16 protein-coding genes are annotated in these 17,662 nt (G+C 42.3%); 12 read left to right on the top strand and 4 right to left on the bottom strand.

The genetic code is table 11. The annotated features are described in order from the left end of the window. The first annotated feature begins 118 nt into the window (after positions 1–118). On the top strand, positions 119–418 hold the full coding sequence (locus tag RHS_RS07015) for a hypothetical protein (RefSeq protein WP_047832731.1): 300 nt from the start codon (positions 119–121) through the stop codon (positions 416–418). On the opposite strand, the gene RHS_RS30435 is transcribed toward RHS_RS07015, so the two are convergent. Next, positions 381–2,219: a sensor histidine kinase gene (locus RHS_RS30435; RefSeq protein ID WP_395021615.1), complete on the bottom strand. Its 1,839-nt coding sequence runs from the start codon at positions 2,217–2,219 to the stop codon at positions 381–383. The two genes, RHS_RS07015 and RHS_RS30435, sit on opposite strands and share 38 nt — an antisense overlap. Positions 2,220–2,582: 363 nt before the next feature. On the opposite strand from RHS_RS30435, the gene RHS_RS07005 reads away from it, so the two are divergent. The 4 genes from RHS_RS07005 (at position 2,583) to RHS_RS06990 (ending at position 5,933) form a co-directional block, all read left to right on the top strand. After that, entirely contained in the window at positions 2,583–3,332 is a 750-nt protein-coding gene (locus tag RHS_RS07005) for a cyclase family protein (RefSeq protein WP_044295276.1), read from the top strand. 59 nt (positions 3,333–3,391) lie between these two features. Continuing rightward, positions 3,392–3,907: a hypothetical protein gene (locus tag RHS_RS07000; RefSeq protein WP_047832730.1), complete on the top strand. Its 516-nt coding sequence runs from the start codon at positions 3,392–3,394 to the stop codon at positions 3,905–3,907. A gap of 228 nt (positions 3,908–4,135) precedes the next feature. Further along, positions 4,136–4,945 carry a DUF2935 domain-containing protein gene (locus tag RHS_RS06995; RefSeq protein ID WP_395021612.1) on the top strand — a complete coding sequence of 270 codons (810 nt, stop codon included), beginning with the start codon at positions 4,136–4,138 and terminating at the stop codon, positions 4,943–4,945. Between the two features lie 163 nt (positions 4,946–5,108). Continuing rightward, the gene (locus RHS_RS06990; protein WP_047832728.1) at positions 5,109–5,933 is read left to right on the top strand and encodes an SDR family NAD(P)-dependent oxidoreductase; all 825 of its coding nucleotides are present in this window, start codon (positions 5,109–5,111) and stop codon (positions 5,931–5,933) included. Between the two features lie 33 nt (positions 5,934–5,966). Here the strand turns inward: RHS_RS06990 and RHS_RS06985 are convergent, their stop codons facing one another. Beyond that, positions 5,967–7,121, bottom strand: a complete 1,155-nt coding sequence (locus RHS_RS06985) for an ROK family transcriptional regulator (RefSeq protein WP_047832727.1) — start codon at positions 7,119–7,121, stop codon at positions 5,967–5,969. A 286-nt stretch (positions 7,122–7,407) separates the two neighbouring features. On the opposite strand from RHS_RS06985, the gene RHS_RS06980 reads away from it, so the two are divergent. The 3 genes from RHS_RS06980 to RHS_RS06970 are packed head-to-tail and all read left to right on the top strand — an operon-like array spanning position 7,408 to position 11,120. Continuing rightward, the gene (locus RHS_RS06980) at positions 7,408–8,184 is read left to right on the top strand and encodes an SDR family oxidoreductase (RefSeq protein WP_047832777.1); all 777 of its coding nucleotides are present in this window, start codon (positions 7,408–7,410) and stop codon (positions 8,182–8,184) included. A 45-nt stretch (positions 8,185–8,229) separates the two neighbouring features. After that, entirely contained in the window at positions 8,230–9,750 is a 1,521-nt protein-coding gene (locus RHS_RS06975) for an FGGY-family carbohydrate kinase (RefSeq protein WP_047832726.1), read from the top strand. Between the two features lie 29 nt (positions 9,751–9,779). After that, positions 9,780–11,120 (top strand): MFS transporter, encoded by a 1,341-nt coding sequence (locus RHS_RS06970; RefSeq protein ID WP_027292684.1) that lies wholly within the window; start codon positions 9,780–9,782, stop codon positions 11,118–11,120. Here RHS_RS06970 and RHS_RS06965 read toward each other — a convergent pair. Beyond that, complete coding sequence (locus RHS_RS06965) at positions 11,113–11,859, bottom strand: DeoR/GlpR family DNA-binding transcription regulator (protein WP_044295270.1); 747 nt, start codon at positions 11,857–11,859, stop codon at positions 11,113–11,115. The two genes, RHS_RS06970 and RHS_RS06965, sit on opposite strands and share 8 nt — an antisense overlap. Before the next feature lie 278 nt (positions 11,860–12,137). On the opposite strand from RHS_RS06965, the gene RHS_RS06960 reads away from it, so the two are divergent. Next, entirely contained in the window at positions 12,138–12,815 is a 678-nt protein-coding gene (locus RHS_RS06960; RefSeq protein WP_027292686.1) for a fructose-6-phosphate aldolase, read from the top strand. 41 nt (positions 12,816–12,856) lie between these two features. Next, positions 12,857–14,338 carry a xylulokinase gene (gene xylB / locus RHS_RS06955; protein WP_047832776.1) on the top strand — a complete coding sequence of 494 codons (1,482 nt, stop codon included), beginning with the start codon at positions 12,857–12,859 and terminating at the stop codon, positions 14,336–14,338. A gap of 293 nt (positions 14,339–14,631) precedes the next feature. Here the strand turns inward: xylB and RHS_RS30430 are convergent, their stop codons facing one another. Continuing rightward, positions 14,632–14,754, bottom strand: coding sequence for a hypothetical protein (locus tag RHS_RS30430; RefSeq protein ID WP_255348096.1), 123 nt, complete (start codon positions 14,752–14,754; stop codon positions 14,632–14,634). Between the two features lie 333 nt (positions 14,755–15,087). Here RHS_RS30430 and RHS_RS06950 point away from each other — a divergent pair, with 333 nt between their 5' ends. Both RHS_RS06950 and RHS_RS06945 read left to right on the top strand, forming a co-directional pair. Then, positions 15,088–16,113: a LacI family DNA-binding transcriptional regulator gene (locus RHS_RS06950; RefSeq protein WP_047832725.1), complete on the top strand. Its 1,026-nt coding sequence runs from the start codon at positions 15,088–15,090 to the stop codon at positions 16,111–16,113. Between the two features lie 52 nt (positions 16,114–16,165). After that, positions 16,166–17,437: a uroporphyrinogen decarboxylase family protein gene (locus RHS_RS06945; RefSeq protein WP_047832724.1), complete on the top strand. Its 1,272-nt coding sequence runs from the start codon at positions 16,166–16,168 to the stop codon at positions 17,435–17,437. Positions 17,438–17,662 lie beyond the last annotated feature (225 nt).

Below are 17,662 nucleotides of genomic sequence, written 5' to 3'. Positions count from 1 at the left end.
TTTGATAGTGAAAGAAGAGGACTCTGGTTTACAGAATCCTCTTCTTTTGTTATATATTCAACTTTCTAATTCATCGTGTTTCAAAAGTTTTCGATACTTAAAGGGGGTGATTCCTATTATGCTAAGAAAAAGTTTTGAAAAGTGCTGGGAATCTTTTAAGCCTATTTGTATTGCAATTGTAGTCAGGTTCTTAGTGGATGATCCCGCTGTAATTCTATCTTCCTGGAGAAAGGCTGCCGGTCAGGAGGCTTATGTGATTCGCCTGTTTGAAAGCACAGGACGCAGGCGAAAGGTGAAGGTATGCCTTCCGCTGGACGGGTATGAGCAGGAGCTTGAGCTGAAGCCCTTTGAGCTTAGAACCTTTCAATGGACACCCCCAATTACTGAGATTTCAGCTCCACGTTCTGCGGCAGAATAATTATAACTGTTGTACCCACACCTGCTTCACTCTCGACCACCAGGGAGCCGCCGCATTGCAGCATGAGCCGGCTGCGTACATTTTCGATTCCCACGTGTGTACGTCCATCCTCTTTCGGAATCTCCAAATCAAATCCAAGTCCGTCATCACGGATGGTAATCATAATGTTATCGTCAGTTCGCTCACTTTTAATACGCAGCGTACCCCCGGATTTTCTCCTGATAATTCCATGCCGCACTGCATTTTCCACGATTGTCTGGACCGTAAGAGGGGGAAGCAGAAAGTCCTGATACAGAATCTCGGTTTCGATATGCAGCTTATTCGGAAACCGCATCTTTTCCAGATACAGATAATTGTTCACATGAAACATTTCCTTCTCAAAAGAAATCAGCTGTTTGTCCATCAAAGAATCCAGGTTACCCCTGAGATAAAAGGAAAAACGCTCTAATGCTTCTGAAGCCCGGGCAGGTTCTGTGTCACAGAGCTGTTTGATACCCTGCAGGGCATTAAAGAGAAAATGGGGCTGTACCTGGCTGAGCATCACGGAAATACGATTTTGGTTTAACTCATTTTCAAGGATAAGGGCACGTTTTTCACTGTTCATACTCTCTTTGATCCTTCGTATGGTATAGATTTCCTCAATCAGGGAAAAGGAGATTAATCCCAGTCCCAATAGAATGGCGGCCTCTGAAAACTGCACATATCCATTGATTAATTCTAAAACTGCACAGACTGCCAGAGGGAAAATGGCTTTCAGTAATTGGGCAGATTCTCTGTTGTTCAGCCTGCGTGTTTCGTAAAACAGGCAGAAGATTACCCACAGTGCAATGAGCAGGTCCAGAATGGAGAAATAATTAATGGCAGTATAGAGATCCTGTATAAGGAATATCTGATTCAGCATTGCAGCAAGGGTGACAAGCATCAGAAGGCCGGTACAGTATAATAAGGATTGCTTTCTCCAGCCGGAGAGATGTTCAGCTGCAAATAGTACAACAAATACTGCGATTCCCTGCATGGAAAAGGCATAAAGGACATTCAGAAATACAGGAAAGGGCAAAACCAGCATAGGGGCAGGAGACAGGGTATAGAACCAGATGGAGGAAAACAGTGTAACCAATCCAAGCCACAGAAAACGGCGTGCACCTTTAAGTTTCAAAATGGCACATTCCAGAGCAACGATTAGCAAAAATAACGTCAGGAACAGAAAAATCGTACCGATGCTCATCGTCCACCCGTCATTGCTTATTGCTTTAAACAACATCATTCGTTCATCACCGGTATGCATTTGCCGGAGTAATTCATCAAACTGAATCATATAGGCATTCCCATAGAGATTGCCAAAATTTAATTCCACACTGTCGCTGGAGGTAATGCCCGGTGAAACAATGGTAACCCACTGTTTCCCAACTGCCTGGGTGGGATTTCCCTGGCTTCTTACAGGTCCGGTAGCATAAATTTCTTTACCGTTTATGCTAAGGGAAACACGCATATGGTCGATGTTAATAAAGAACTTATCTCCTTCCGGAATATCCCTGCTGAAGTGACCACGCACCGTAATATCCCTTAGATCCTTATTTTCAAAATCAGTCTGGTGGATTAAAGTCTTCCAGGGGCCGCCTTCTTCACTGTATTCCCCGATGATTTCTACAGGAAATAACTTTCCATCCACTTTCATTTGCTGGTCAAAGCGAAACAATGTGGTGAAAAGTATAACTGCCGTTATGGAAACAGCAGCAGATAGAATGATCAGTGTAACTCGTAATAGTAAGGTATTTTTATTGGAATAATGTTTTATATACATAGTGGTCCTTCCTCATTGTATATCTGCTGCAGAAAATGTATTGGGAATCCTCTTTGCCAGATAAACGTTAAGTTTCAATTGTGTCTGTTTTTGTTTTATATTTTATATTACTATAATACAATAGGCTTTGCAATAAACATATCATTCATTAATTAGATGATAAATAAGTACAGAAAAATGAAAATAATTTATCTTATATATCTTGTAACTTCCAATGTTACCTGCTATACTTTGCCTAATATGAGATTTGCAGCAGAGCTGTCTTTCATAATTCATGATATTTACGTTACGTAACATTTTAACTGACAAATAGCTTATATTATGGCTTTTTGTAAAAATATAACAGATAGGGAGGAAACATATATGTACAAACTATGGGAAGAACTAGAGAAACTGAAAAATTACCGCTGGATTGAACTTTCGCATCCCCTGAACAACACCAGCCCTTATTGGAGCGGTATACCGGAAGGAGCAGTGGAGCTTTCAAAAACGGTATATGACTGGGGCAATGAATTGGAGTGTCTGATTCAGTCTTTCAAATTTCCGGGTCAGTTTGGTACGCATATTGATTTCCCGGGGCATTTTATTAAAGGGGAAGCTTTATCGGAAGCATATTCCGTTAAGGATATGGTATTTCCATTAGTGGTTATTGATATTTCGGATAAGGTAAAACAAGATGTGCACTATGCGGTTACGGTAGAGGACCTTAAAGCGTATGAAGAAAAATACGGTGAAATCCCGGACGGGGCCTTTGTGGCACTGTATACGGGATGGAGTTCCCGCTGGCCGGATATGGATGCCATTTCCAATTTCGATGAAAATGGCGGTGAACATTTTCCGGGATGGTCTATGGAGGCGCTGCAGTATATTTACGAGGTGAGAAATGCTGCAGCAAACGGCCATGAGACACTGGATACTGATGCATCCGAGCTGGCTGCACAAGCAGGGGATCTTGCATGTGAACGCTATCTTTTGAAAAAGGGTAAGCTTCAGGTAGAGGTAATGTGCAATCTGGACAAAGTCCCTCCTGCGGGAGCCGTAGTCATTGCGGCATTTCTTCCCATTGAAGGAGCAACGGGGCTTCCGGTGCGGATGTGGGCGATTGCAGAATAGTTTTTATACCTGACGGGTCCCATTGGGCGGTATGAAAGCGCTGGTTGTATTTTGGATGAATGGGATTCCATCTTAAAAAATTCATGACAAAAGATGAAAAAGAAGATTATCTTGGTCAGAGTATATCTTTTGATGAAGTGAAGCAGTGGTATGATGGTTATTATCTGAGCGATAGTAAAAGCCTTTTTAATCCTCGTTCTGTAAGTAAAGCTTTAATGCGCGGTATGTGTTTGAATTACTGGACGAAGACCGGGCCTATGAATGAGATTGCAGACTGCATCGAACATAACGTAGATGAAGTACGGGAAGATATTGTGAAAATGGTAGCAGGAATTAAGGTACCTGTGAAATTAAAAGGATATAGTGCATCAGAATTACAACTGGATACCAGGGATGAAATTTTATCAGCTATAGTGGTCTATGGTTTCCTATCCTATCATGATGGTTATCTGTGTATTCCCAATTATGAATTAATGGAAAAATACCAGGATGTTTTGACCAGGAAGAGCATGGGTGAAGTGAAGAAGATTGTAGATCGCTCAAAAGAGATGCTGGAAGCAACTCTGGCTTTGTAAGCCAGCTATCATTGAAAAGCTGAAATTGATCTAGATGGCGGGAGAATAGAATTTATAAAAATTTCAAACAAACGGACCCCTTCCGTAATGTCTTGCATATAAATAAAAAGAACGCTTAAACTTACCGGAGATTCAATATGCATCACTTTATTTCACAATCGTTAGAATTACATCTGTTTTTTTGCACGAATCATGAAAGAACATTCACTGTTTCTTGAAGCAGGGTTCATGAGAAAAGATGCGGCATGTATCAGGACAGCATCATGCTACAGAATACAATTTGAAAATTTATTAGCAGAAACTGCAAGAATCAGCGATGGGATTATCAGCTGTGAAGTTTTGGAGTCCTGTGAAATTGTAACGCCTTATACATTACTTGCAGAAAAGAAGACCCAGCATCTTACAGGAATCCCAATCAATAGTAACATTACCCTGATTGAGCATCAGCTTAGGTGTAACTGTGAGGTTTGTAATGTGAAAGAGATAGAAAAACGGACGAGAGCATTAAACCGAAGGGCCCTGGAGCTGGTAAGCGGATTAATCGATTTCAAAGAGAATATTCTAAAAGATGTTAATACATGCCGGCTTTTTACCGCCAATTATCCGTTGCTCATTCAGCATATCATCCGGGAAGCAAAGCTATATCAGTCATTTTTAAGGGAATTAGAGTGTGAAGGTACCATATGTCCTGAAAACAGAAGAGAGATGGAATTATTCTGGAATCAGATTATGATGGAACATGCCTTGTTTATCCGTGGATTACTGGATCCTTCAGAGGCGGAACTCATAGAAACTGCGAATAATTTTGCGAATGAATATGCCTGTCTTCTGGAAGAAGCCAATACAAAGAATTGCATGACAATGGATGAACTTACCCAGAGAACACTGGAGGAAACCTGCAGATACCGTGATTTTAAAGAAGCCGGAACAAAAGGAATTTCTGATTGTGAGATTTCCTCCATTATACTTCCGCTCCTTGCAGACCATGTACTGAGGGAAGCGAACCACTACCTGAGATTATTGCAGGAACAGGATTAGATAAAATGAAAATAAGAAGTATAGAGCGGAAGTGACGATCCGCCCATATACTTCTTATTTTTATGCAATAACCCAGAAACATCTGAGGGCCATTCATATTGCAGATAAATAATGGACTAAGATCCGCTTGTTAAGTATACACTACTGAAAAAGGAGGTTTAGAATGACGATGGTATTTAAAGGGAGATTTGAAGATATGGTTATGATCATAACCGGTGCATCCAGAGGAATTGGGAAAGCAACGGCAAAAAGAGCGGCGGCAGAAGGAGCAAAGGTGGTATTAGTTGATATACGGGCAGAACAGGGAGAAGAGGTGCTGCGGGAAATAAAGGAAAGCGGAGGAGATGGGATCTTCTTAAATCTGGATATTTCCACGGAAGAAAATGCAGAAAGGATGGTACAGGAAACAGTGGCTCATTATGGAAAACTGGATATCGCGGTTAATAATGCAGGAGTGATGGGAAACCCCGGTCCTTTGCATAACTTAAAAAAAGAAGATATGGATTTTACAATGGCAAATAACTTTTACAGTGTATATTTTTGCTGCAAAAGTGAGCTGTCCCAATTCTTAAATCAGGGCAGGGGCGGCGTAATTGTTAACAATTCTTCCATTGCAGGAGTGACAGGACTTCCTGGAAATCCTGCTTATGTAGCTTCAAAACATGCAGTAAATGGACTGACTAAGAATCTCGCCCTGGATTATGCACGTTATGGTATCCGTATCAATTCCGTAAATCCTGCAGGTACGTCAACCCCTATGGTAGAGGAAGCCTATGCATTTGTAATGAAAAAGCAGAAAGAGGCTTTGGATGCGGGATTAGATCCGAAAAAAGCGCAGTCCATGGCAGGACAAAAAACGAAGACCATGCAGGAGAGAGAAGCGACGGCAGAGGAACAGGCAGCATCTATTTTGTTTTTAGTTTCAGAGGATGCGACGCATATGACAGGTGCCGTGGTTCAGACTGATGGCGGATGGACTTCGTTTTGATTTTGAAGTCAGGGATATGATCTACCAATCATTCTACCAATCATGCCCGCCGCTTAAATTTTGAAGAAAATCTTTTATATAGTACAGAGCAGCTCCGGTAGCCACGGTGCTGCTTTTTCTCTTTCCAAGTGACAGGAATGTATCCGCTTCGGGAAATGCTGTAGTTTTCTGCATGCGGGCATGGAGATATTCCAGATCCTGCTCGTTCATGTAAGGTGCCAGATGTCCGCCCAGGATTACCTCGCTGTCGATTACCATGTGAAGATTATTAATTGCCATGGCAAGATAATTGAGATAGCGTACCCAGCGGTCTTCCTGTTCCCGGCTGCCGGCATTTTTCGCTTCGAAGAAAGCATCCAGATCTTCGTTTCCGGAATCCCCGTTTCCGGCAAGCAGGGCATTGGCAGAACAATAGCATTCCATACACCCCATTTGTCCGCAGTAACAGGGAAGCCCCCCCGGAACAAGGGTCATGTGTTCGATTGTGCCGCTCCGACCGGTGCGCCCGCTCTGTATTTCCCCATTGATTATAATTGCACCGCCCAGATGGTACCCAAGTGAAAAATATACCGCGTGTGAAAGCTTTGGATGATCCCAGAGTTCTGTCATGGCAGCGCACTCTGCGTCATGTACAAAACGGCAGGGATAGTCCAGGTGTTCTTCAAACGAGGAAATGGATAAACCGGTACAGTCCAGAATCTTTCCATAAATAATGTTCCGGCTGTCCTGGGATACCAGCCCCTGGAGTGCAAATGCAATGCCAAGAACATTTTTACTTTCAATTTCCTGCTCCAGGATAAACTGTCTGATTTCCGTGCTGACATCTTTGAAATAATCTGCAGAATCCCGGAATGGAATCCGGCATATTTTCTGAAACCAGATATGCCCATACAGATCCAGAACAGCAATGGTCAATTTGTTTTTTAAAATTTCCACACCGATGGAAACTCTGGCAGAAGGGGTAATGGTATATGCAACTGCCTTTCTGCCAATCTGGGACTGAAGCTGTCCGCAGGTCTCAATAAAGCCTTCTTGCAGAAGCATATTCAGATGCTGTGTTACAGTAGGAAGACTCATTTGCAGTGCATTTGCAATAGATTGCTTTGAACATTTATCATTGGAATAGATATAATGATAAACGTCAGAATAGTTCATTTTTTTTATGTCGGTAAGAGAAAATTTTTCCATGATAACTCCTTATATAAAAGTAAAACGAGGATTTCACTTCGTTATGTAAAATAGATTTGCAAAATCATTATAGCATATAATTTTATGTAAAGTAATTAGAAAAAGACTTTTGGTAAAATTATCTAAAAAATATAACACAATTTTGAGTATTATTCCATCTTTCACAAGAAGATAAAAAGAGCTATTATGTAATTACATTTTAGAAAATCATTTTATAAAATGAATATGTATAAAATGAAAACGAAAAAACGAATCTACATAAAACGGTAGGAAGGATGGAATGGATATGGGAATTATTGAAAAGATGAGACTGGACGGTAAAAAAATCTTTGTAACAGGAGGAGCAAGAGGAATAGGCAAATCGGTTGCCACGGCATTTGCACAAGCGGGAGCAGATCTGGCAATTGTGGATGTGGATATGGAAGAGGCGAAAAGAACGGCTGACCAGCTTGCCGCAGAATATGGAGTAGAAACAATAGCGGTTAAAACGGATGTAACAAAACCGGACGAAGTTGATGCGATGATAGAAACCATATTAAGCAAATTTGGAAGGCTGGATGTTGCTTTTTGCAATGCGGGTATCTGTATGAATATCCCGGCAGAGGAGATGACATACGAACAATGGAAAAAAGTGATCGACATCAATCTGACCGGCGTATTTTTAACGGCACAGGCAGCGGGAAAAGTGATGTTAAAGCAGGGCGGCGGTTCCATCATTAATACGGCGTCCATGTCTGCACATATTGTAAATGTGCCGCAGCCGCAGTGTTCCTATAATGCCTCAAAAGCGGGTGTAATTCAGCTGACCAAATCACTGGCAATTGAATGGGCGAAGAGAAATGTACGGGTTAACAGTATCAGCCCGGGATATATCGGGACTGAACTGACCCTGAATTCACCTAGCCTGCAGCCTCTGATTGAACAGTGGAATGCCATGGCGCCCCTTGGCAGAATGGGCAGGCCGGAGGAACTCCAGTCTATCTGTGTCTATCTGGCAGGAGATACCAGCTCCTTTACAACCGGATCTGATTTTGTTGTGGATGGAGCATTTACCTGTTTCTAGAACCAGTAAAAATGAACAGTTTAAAATCCCACAGGAGGAAGAAAGATGAATTATTTATTAGGAACGGATATCGGAACATCCGGAACAAAAACTATTTTAATGGATACCGAGGGAAAATTGATAGCCCAGAACCTGCAGGAATATGATGTGCTGACCCCTAAACCATTGTGGGCGGAGCAGTGGCCGGATGTATGGGCGGATGCAGCGTTGGCATCCATTAAGAATACAGTAGCGGAATCGGGAGTGAATCCCCGGGACATCAGGGGAATTGCAGTCAGCGGATTATATGGAGGATCCGGTATTCCACTGGACGAACGGATGAACCCGGTCAGACCGTGTATGATCTGGATGGACAGACGTGCAGATGAAGAGACTTCCTGGGTGCTGGAGAAGATTGGGGAAGAAAAACTGCTTGAAATCACACACAACGGGGCAGATCCCTATTACGGCTATACTAAGATTCTATGGATGAAGAACCATGAACCGGAAAACTGGGAAAAGACCAAACTGTTTCTCCCTCCAAATGACTATGTAATATATAAAATGACAGGGAAAATTGCCATTGATTATTCTTCAGCGGGAAATATCGGAGGCATATTTGATATGAACCGGAGGGAGTGGTCTGAAGAAATGATGGAAGCCATGGGAATTCCCATGTCAATGATGCCTCAGAAGATTGTGGAGTCCACGGATATTGTAGGAGGACTTAAAAAAGAGCTGGCGATGGAACTGGGACTGTGGGAAGGAATGCCGGTAATTGCAGGAGGAATTGACTGCGGAGCTGCGAATATAGGCCTTGGCGTTTTTGATTCCGGTATCTATGCAGCAGCCATCGGAACTTCCATGTGCGCAGCACTGATTTCGGATAAACCGGTAAAAGGAAAAGGCCTGATCGTATGGCCCTATCTGTATGATGCTAAGAAATTATCCTATTATTTTGCAGGCGGAGCTACTGCAGGGGCGATAGTGAAGTGGTTCCGCAATACGATCTGCCAGTTCGAAGCTGAGGTGGAAAAGGCAGGCGGTCCAAAGGCATACGACGTATTAAATGCAGAAGCAGAAAAGCTTCCAGCAGGAAGTGAAGGGCTTGTGGTGCTGCCCTATTTTATGGGGGAAAGAAGCCCTGTCTGGGATTCCGATGCAAAAGGTACTATCCTGGGACTGTCACTGACCCATACAAAGGCACATCTGTACCGGGCATTTTTGGAAGCAGTGGCATATTCCCTTAGAAATGCCATGGAGGCTACCGGTGAATATCTGGGTGAATACATTCTGCTGGCAGGGGGAGTTACCAAGTCAAAGGTATGGAGACAGATCTTTGCGGATGTAACAGGATATCCAGTAGTATGCCCCATCTATGATGTGGAAGCAAATATGGGGGATGTAATGCTGGCGGGTATCGGAACCGGTCTGCTTACCTATGAGCAAGTGAAAAAATGGCAGGTTCTGGATGCAAAAATAATGCCTGATCAACAAAACCACGAAAAATACAATGCGTATTACGGTGTTTACCAGTCCACATATGAAAATTTAAAAGAAGATATGAAAAAGCTGTCAAAGATATAAATCAGTAAGTCTTTTGGAGGAGAATGATTATGAAAAAGTGGAGAAAAAGAGTGGGTTATGGAATCGGAGATCTGGGTTGCAATCTTGTATTCAGTACAATGGCTTCCTATTTGATGATATTTTATACGGATGTATTCGGCATATCGGCAGCAGTTGCCGGTACGCTGATGCTTGTTACAAAATTTATTGATGCTCTAACTGATACCGGAATGGGAATTATCGTGGATAAGACTCACACCAGATGGGGACAGGGCAGGCCTTATTTTCTGATTGGTGCGGTACCCTTTGCCATATTTACCATTGCGACTTTCTATATACCGGAGCTGGGAAGTGCAGGGAAAATCGTTTGGGCTTATATTACGTATTGTCTTCTCTGCACCGCGTATACCGTTGTAAATATTCCGCTGAATACAATTGTGCCAAGACTCACCTCTGATCTGCATGAGAGAAACTGCCTGGTATCCACCAGGATGATCTGTGCCATGCTTGGAACGGCCATTGTTATGACCATTACAGCTCCGTTAGTAGAGTACTTTGGAAAAGGCGACAAGGCCCGTGGATATTTAATTACCATGAGTTTGTATGGCATTGTGGCAATGATTATATTTGTTATTACTTTTCTCAGTACCAAAGAGGTCGTTCCTTCTACCGTACAGGAAGAAAAGGTAACACTCCGGGAAAGCCTGAAAGGACTGACAGACCAGAGCATATTATTTTTTATATTGAATTTTCTATATTTTGGACTGTATGTATTCCGAAGTACCACCGTAATTTACTATTTTACATATAATCTCCAAAAGACACAATGGCTGACCCTGGTGGGACTTCTTGGAATTCTTTCAGGACTTCCGATGCTGTTAGTTCTTCCGGCTCTTCAGAGAAAATTTGGAAAGAAGTGGGTGATGTATTTAAGTATCGTCATCTATATTGCAGGAGATATGATGATTTATATCGGCAGGTCCACTTCCTTTTTCCTGCTGGCAGGCCTTGTCGTTACCGGACTTGGAATTTACGGAATCTTTGGCGTGACCTTTGCCATTCAGCCGGATGTTATCGATTATTCGGAGTATAAAAAGAACAAGAATATATCAGGACTGATTGCAGCGTTCCAGGGATTCTTCGTGAAAGCAAGCATGGGACTTGCAAGTGCGGTGATTGGAGGAATATTGAAGTGGGGCGGCTATGCGGCGAATGAAAATCAGTCTCCAAAGGCTCTGGCATGTATTGAAGCAAGCTTTATCTGGATACCCCTGGGACTGTGCCTGGTAATTGGAATTTTGATGTATTTTTATAATCTGGATAGAAAAAGAGCGGAAATGAGCAGGGTTCTGGATGGAAGAAGAAACGGTCAACAGTCTGAATTTATGTGACGGTGACATCCACCCCTTTGCTTCTTAAGAGCTCCACCTTTTCTGGAGAAATCCCGTTATCCGTGATCAGGCAGGATACCTCATGATATTGCAGCAGAGAGACAGCTCCTTTCTGGGAAAACTTCTCGCATTCTGTTAATATTGTGGTGTGTTCTGCCTGTTCTGACATGGCACGGATGACCTCCCGGCGCATTAAATTACTTCCGGTAAAGCCAAAACTCTCCTGGAATCCGTCTATCCCGATAAAAAGTCTTTTTACAAAGAAAGTACGCACATTATGAATGGTTAACGGACCCACAACAGCCTGGGAATCTTTCTGGTAGGTTCCTCCCAGCAGAATGACCTGAACCGTGGGATAGTGGCGGATATACCCGGCAATAAATGCAGAGTTGGTAATGATAGTCAGATCTTTTCTGGTACGCGCCAGTTCATCGGCGAGCAGGATGCAGCAGGAACCGGATTCGATCATTAACGTTTCCCCGTCCTGTACCATGCCGGCAGCTGTCCTTGCTATCTGTTTCTTTTTTTCATAATGGAATGCCAGATGGTAATTCATATCTTCCCGGGAACCAAGAACCGCGAATCCATGTTCCCTTTTAATTAATCCCTTTTCTTCCAAGCTGTCCAGGTCTTTTCGGATCGTTACTTTAGATACGTCTAACAGGTCAGAAAGCCTGGCTACTTCTATTTTATTTTCCAGCGTAAGCAGTTCTAAGATTTTTTCTTCACGATGATTCATCTGGCATTCCCTTTCGTTGTATAAATTTTATTTATTATAACATAAGAAAAGCAGAAACGCAATCATTTGGTTTCGTAAGAAAGAGATATTGGATTCGAATAAAAAATTGCGATTATGGTGGTATCAAAAGAACTGAAAGACAGGGGGACAATGTAATTATAGAAAGTAATTAAAACTTACGAAAGAAATAAAAAATAGTTTCATTAGTAAATATGGTGTTGACAAACCTTAGAAAAAAAATTATAATCCTCTTATAGAAAAAGAAAGAGGAGATCAGTATGGAACTATTATTTGATACAGCCAATTTAGATGAGATTAAAAAGTACAGCCAGTATTATCCAATAACAGGGGTTACCAGCAATCCCAGTATACTTAAGGCAGAGGGGAATGTGGATCTGTACGGTACCCTTCGTGAAATCAGGAAAGTTATTGGCATGGAAAAGTCTCTCCATGTACAGGTACTTGCAGAAGATGCAGATGGGATGCTAAAAGAAGCAGAGGCAGTTTTGAAAAATGTGGATGATAAAGTATTTATAAAAATCCCGACTACAGAAGAGGGATTAAAAGCAATGATGATGTTAAAATCCAAGGGAATCGGTGTCACTGCTACTGCTATTTATACAAAGATCCAAGGATTTATGGCAATTATGGCCGGAGCGGATTTCATTGCACCCTATTGCAACCGTATGGAAAATCTGGATGTTGATTTTGAAGAAACGATTGCAGATTTCCGTCAGATGATTGACGAAAATCAATCTTCCTGTAAGATTCTTGCAGCCAGCTTTAAGAATATCCGCCAGGTGAACCGTGCTTTTACAGTTGGTGCACATGCGGCTACGGTACAGCCAATGCTGATGCACAGTTCTTTTGAAATGGCGGCAGTGAAGAAGGCAGTGGATGACTTTAAAGCAGACTGGGTGGCAGTCAGGGGAGATGTCTCTCTTACTGATCTGTAGAGAAAATGTTTCGTATGAAAGCAGGAAGGAAGGTGGACTTTATGAAACAGTATTTGATTGCCCATGATCTTGGGACATCGGGAGATAAAGCAACGCTGTTTACTGCAGAAGGAGAGATGATTCGAAGTGCGGTGGTTTACTATGACGTGGATTTCTCCGGAGATAAGCGGGCAGAGCAAAATCCTCTGGACTGGTGGAATGCTTTTTGTAAGGCAACCGGAGAGATTCTGGAAGGTATTCACCCTGAGCAGGTTTTGGCAGTTTCTTTTAGTGCCCAGATGCAGGGATGCCTTCCGGTAGATGAGCAGGGGAATCCCCTTCGGAATTCGATTATCTGGGCGGATCATAGAGCCGTGAAGGAAGCGGCCTTATTGGAAGAAAGACTGGGTGCAGACCGCATCTATGAACTGACCGGGCACAGAGTCAGTCCAAGCTACACCATTGAAAAGCTTATGTGGCTGAAAAAACATGAGCCGGATATCTATCAGAAAACTTATAAAGTACTTCAGGCAAAAGACTACATTATATTCCGCCTGACCGGAAAATTTGTCACGGATTATTCCGACGGTTCCGGCACCCAGGCGATGGACCTGAAAAAAATGGAATGGTCCAGGGAAATATTGGGGGCAGCAGAGATAGACGGTGATAAATTTCCGGAATTACATAACTCTACGGACATTGCCGGAAAAGTAACGGCAATTGCATCTTCTGCCTGTGGCCTGGGAGAGCATACGCTTGTAATCTGTGGAGGCGGGGACGGACCCTGTTCCGCAGTAGGGGCAGGATGTGTAAAGGATGGAGAATTGTTTACCACCTTTGGTACCTCTGCCTGGATTGGCGGGACTTCTTCGGTTCCCTTTGCAGACGAAGAGAAGATATTGTTCTGTTTTGCCCATGTAATTCCAGGAAAATACATGCCATGCGGGACGATGCAGGCAGCAGGAAGTGCTTATTCATATGTCCGCAGCGTAATTTGTGACGGAGAGGACTATGACTTGCTGGATGAACGGATGAAACGTTCCCCGGCAGGTGCAAAAGGATTGATTTTCCTGCCTTACCTTCTGGGTGAAAGAAGCCCCAGGTGGAATTCCGACACCAGCGGAGCGTATCTAGGGATTCATCCGGAGCATAAGAAGGATGATTATGTCCGAGCTTCGATGGAAGGCATAGCAATGAATCTGGAATTGATTTTAAAGGCATACCGCAGGAAAATGTCCGTTGATACGATGATACTGACCGGAGGCGGAGCCAAAAGCCCGGTAAATGCAGGGATACTGGCTGATGTTATGCAGGTAGATTTTCAGGTTCCGGATCATGTTGAAGAAGCGACCTCCATTGGAGCGGCTATGATCGCCGGTGTTGGTGCCGGGGTGTTTCAGAGTTTTGACGAAGTGGAAAAATTTCTGCACATCCGTCAAAGATATCAGGCAGACAAAGAAAAAGAGAACGTGTATCGTTTTGTAAAACAAAGATTTGAATTGGCTTATCAGGGGCTTTTACCTTTTTTTAAAGCTCACGAATGATAGTATCATAAATTTAATACGTTATACTGTGAAGGCGGTTTTGAGATTTCTATTTCAAAACCGCTTTTTGTTTATAATGGTAAATTATGCAATGATGTACTAGTACTACAGGGAACTGTTTCTTAAATTTGGGTTTAGCTGAGGAAGGGGACGCTTTGTAGATTGAAGTAGTGTGCGGAAAGAGAAGGGGGCGGACCATGGCAGGCGTTTGGAAGGCTTACCGCAGAACTGGCATTTTCTAACCTTCCCAGAGCGCTTTTTGGCGGCACGCGGGCAGTGAGCTGCGAAATGCATCAGGATTTCGGAGCGAATGCCCGCGTGCCGCCAAAAAGCGCTTCGGAAAGGTTAGAAAATACCAGTTCTGCGGCCAGCTGACGGAGCCCATGCCAGTTTCCCACACCCATCTTTCCGTACACTACCTATCATTTACAAAGCGTCCCTTAATCAGCTAAACCCCAATTTAAAATGAAATTGTTCGTTCAAGATGAATTGCTCATTTCGTGAATGCGGATATGAAGCACAATACATTAACGCAAAATTTTCGATTCTGTTCATTTATTAATCTAAAATTATTCGGGTAATTTTTTTAGTTTGCAAAATTAAGTAGCTTAAAAATAACAATAGTTTTAAATATATGGAAATAAATATGGAAAAAATATGGAAGGTTTCAGGAACAACTTGCCAAAAAAAATGAAGTATGATACTTTAAAAACATAAAACGTTCACGAACACGGAAGGCGAGATGTACTATGCGGGTTACAATTAAATCAATAGCAGAAGCAGTAGGTGTTTCAAGAGGAACTGTAGATAGAGCGCTGAATAATCGTTCAGGAATCAATCATGAAATAGCAGAGAAGATAAAAAAGACGGCAGAGGAGATGGGATACCGCCCGAATCTTGCCGCGAAAGCATTGGTAAAGACAAAAGTAGTGAAAAAAATAGGTATCATATTAAATTCAGAGGGAAATGAATTTTTTGATGAGGTCAAGAGGGGGATTGAAGATTCCCTGCAGGACTTATGCGAATTTGGTTTGGAATACGAGTGGCGGACAATGAAAGGATATGACGATAAAAGAGAAGAAGAGTTGATGGAGGAGTTGGAGGGGCTTGGGATATCCGGTCTTGTTATGACTCCGATTAACTCAGAAAGGATTATACGCAAAATTCACGAGTTCCATAAGAAAAATATTAAAGTTGTAGCGATTAACTCTGATGTTTTAAACACTGAACGGATTGCATATGTAGGATGTAAACACAAAAAGAGCGGAACAGTTGCAGCAGGACTGTTTGGGCTTATGAGTCAGGGGAGGGAAGAAACGGTGGCCATTGTTACAGGAAGTAAGCTGAACCTGGCACTGGAGAGAAGAGAGAGAGGATTTGTAGAAACGATAGAAAAGGATTACCCCAATATTAGGATTGTGGATATACTAGGGAATGATGATAGTGATGAATTGTCATATGAAGTGACAGAGAGACTATTAAAAGAGTATCCTAATTTAGACGGTCTGTGCTTTCTTGGTGCAGGGGTCAGCGGTGGGATTAAGGCGGTGCCCTCCCACAGAAATGCAAACTTCAAAGTAGTGACGTTTGACTTAATTGAGGCAGTGAAAAAGGGTCTGTCGAATAATTTGATTGCTGCTACAATCTTGCAGGAACCATATAAGCAAGGGTTCGATGGCGTTCAGATAATGGGAAAATACCTTTTGTTCCAACAAATGCCAAAAAATGAAAAAAATTATACGGAACTCTCGATTATTACAAAATATAGTATGTAAAAAATTTGAGTAAACTTATGTAAACCGTGCACGAACACGTAGGAGGAGCAGCATGAACTCAAGAGAAAGATTAATTAAAACATTGAACCATGAAGATCCAGGAAAGGTGGTAGTTGATTTAGGATCTACTGCTATTACTGGTATCAATGCAAATGCGCTTGACAAATTGCGCAGAGCACTTCACCTGGAAGAACACAAAATTAAAATTAATGAGCCATTGCAATTACTTGGAATGGTCGAAGAAGATCTGCGGGAAGCTCTCCATCTGGATGTAGTAGATATTACGGCAAACGATACGATGTATGGATTTGAGAATAAAGGATGGAAGCCTTGGAGGCTGCAGACAGGTTTAGAAGTTGAAGTCCCGGAAATGTTTAATACCACCTTGGATGAACAGGGGAATACCTATTTGTATGCAAAAGGCGATATGAATTATCCGCCGGCTTCTAAAATGCCAAAGAATGGACATTTCTTCGATCACATCACGAGAGGAAATATAGAATTGGACGAGGATACAACCAATGCCCGGGAAGACTTTAAAGATGACTTTGGCATTTTGACAGATGATGCTTTGAGAAGGCTGGAAGATCGCTGCAATGACATTTTCCAGAATACTTCCTATGGCATGATAGGTGGCGGTGCCCTTGCCGGACTGGGCGATTTTGCTATTATTCCGGGACCGAATGTAAAAACACCAAGAGGAATCCGGGATATAGCGGATTTTATGATGGCACATCAGATTTGTCCTGACTACATATTGGAATTGTATGAGATGCAGACAGAAATAGCCATCGAAAATGCAAAATTGTTTAAGCAGGCATGTGGTGATAAGCTGCAGGCAATTATTATTTCTGGAACAGATTTTGGTACACAGAATGGACCATTTATGTCACTTAGCAGCTTTAGGGAATTTTATAAGCCTTTTTATAAGAGAATCAATGACTGGGTACACGAAAATACGAATTGGAAGACATTTTATCATACATGTGGTGCAGTTTCTGTATTCCTGCAGGATTTTCATGAAATGGGTGTGGATATCTTAAATCCTGTTCAGCTTTCAGCAGCGGGAATGGATGGGAAAATGCTAAAAGAGAAGTGGGGAGATAAGTTCACTTTCTGGGGTGGGGGCGTGGACACACAGAAGACACTTCCTTTCGGAACTCCGGAGGAAGTATATAAAGAAGTTTCAGAGCGTCTGGAATTATTTTCAAAAGATGGTGGATTTGTATTTAACCCGGTTCACAATATTCAGGGGCAGACATCAGCCGAGAATATGATAGCAATGTTTCAGGCAATTGAAGATTTTAATAAGGTAAAGGAATGAAAAGAAATACACATAACAGTATGTTGAAAAGCCTGGTAGGAAGAAGGAATTTATAGTTCTGCTGGGATTAATGCTGCTCATGGTTGTAATGAGCATGCTTTATATCTCGCATAAACTGGATAAAATCATTAAATTTAGTGATATAGGATGGAATCACCTCGGAAGCCTTAACTATCAAGGATTCCGAGGTGATTCTTTGTCTCCCCCAACAGGGTCTCAATTATT

Origin of the sequence: Robinsoniella sp. RHS (assembly GCF_001029355.1) — a bacterium.
Lineage (GTDB): Bacteria > Bacillota > Clostridia > Lachnospirales > Lachnospiraceae > Robinsoniella > Robinsoniella peoriensis.
This window is presented reverse-complemented; position numbering and strand designations above follow the sequence as displayed.

Coding starts and splice junctions, on each gene's coding strand:
- RHS_RS07015 (WP_047832731.1), top strand. CDS start 119: ATGCTAAGAAAAAGTTTTGAAAAGTGCTGGGAATCTTTTAAGCCTATT.
- RHS_RS30435 (WP_395021615.1), bottom strand. CDS start 2,219: ATGTATATAAAACATTATTCCAATAAAAATACCTTACTATTACGAGTT.
- RHS_RS07005 (WP_044295276.1), top strand. CDS start 2,583: ATGTACAAACTATGGGAAGAACTAGAGAAACTGAAAAATTACCGCTGG.
- RHS_RS07000 (WP_047832730.1), top strand. CDS start 3,392: ATGGGATTCCATCTTAAAAAATTCATGACAAAAGATGAAAAAGAAGAT.
- RHS_RS06995 (WP_395021612.1), top strand. CDS start 4,136: ATGAGAAAAGATGCGGCATGTATCAGGACAGCATCATGCTACAGAATA.
- RHS_RS06990 (WP_047832728.1), top strand. CDS start 5,109: ATGACGATGGTATTTAAAGGGAGATTTGAAGATATGGTTATGATCATA.
- RHS_RS06985 (WP_047832727.1), bottom strand. CDS start 7,121: ATGGAAAAATTTTCTCTTACCGACATAAAAAAAATGAACTATTCTGAC.
- RHS_RS06980 (WP_047832777.1), top strand. CDS start 7,408: ATGGGAATTATTGAAAAGATGAGACTGGACGGTAAAAAAATCTTTGTA.
- RHS_RS06975 (WP_047832726.1), top strand. CDS start 8,230: ATGAATTATTTATTAGGAACGGATATCGGAACATCCGGAACAAAAACT.
- RHS_RS06970 (WP_027292684.1), top strand. CDS start 9,780: ATGAAAAAGTGGAGAAAAAGAGTGGGTTATGGAATCGGAGATCTGGGT.
- RHS_RS06965 (WP_044295270.1), bottom strand. CDS start 11,859: ATGAATCATCGTGAAGAAAAAATCTTAGAACTGCTTACGCTGGAAAAT.
- RHS_RS06960 (WP_027292686.1), top strand. CDS start 12,138: ATGGAACTATTATTTGATACAGCCAATTTAGATGAGATTAAAAAGTAC.
- xylB (WP_047832776.1), top strand. CDS start 12,857: ATGAAACAGTATTTGATTGCCCATGATCTTGGGACATCGGGAGATAAA.
- RHS_RS06950 (WP_047832725.1), top strand. CDS start 15,088: ATGCGGGTTACAATTAAATCAATAGCAGAAGCAGTAGGTGTTTCAAGA.
- RHS_RS06945 (WP_047832724.1), top strand. CDS start 16,166: ATGAACTCAAGAGAAAGATTAATTAAAACATTGAACCATGAAGATCCA.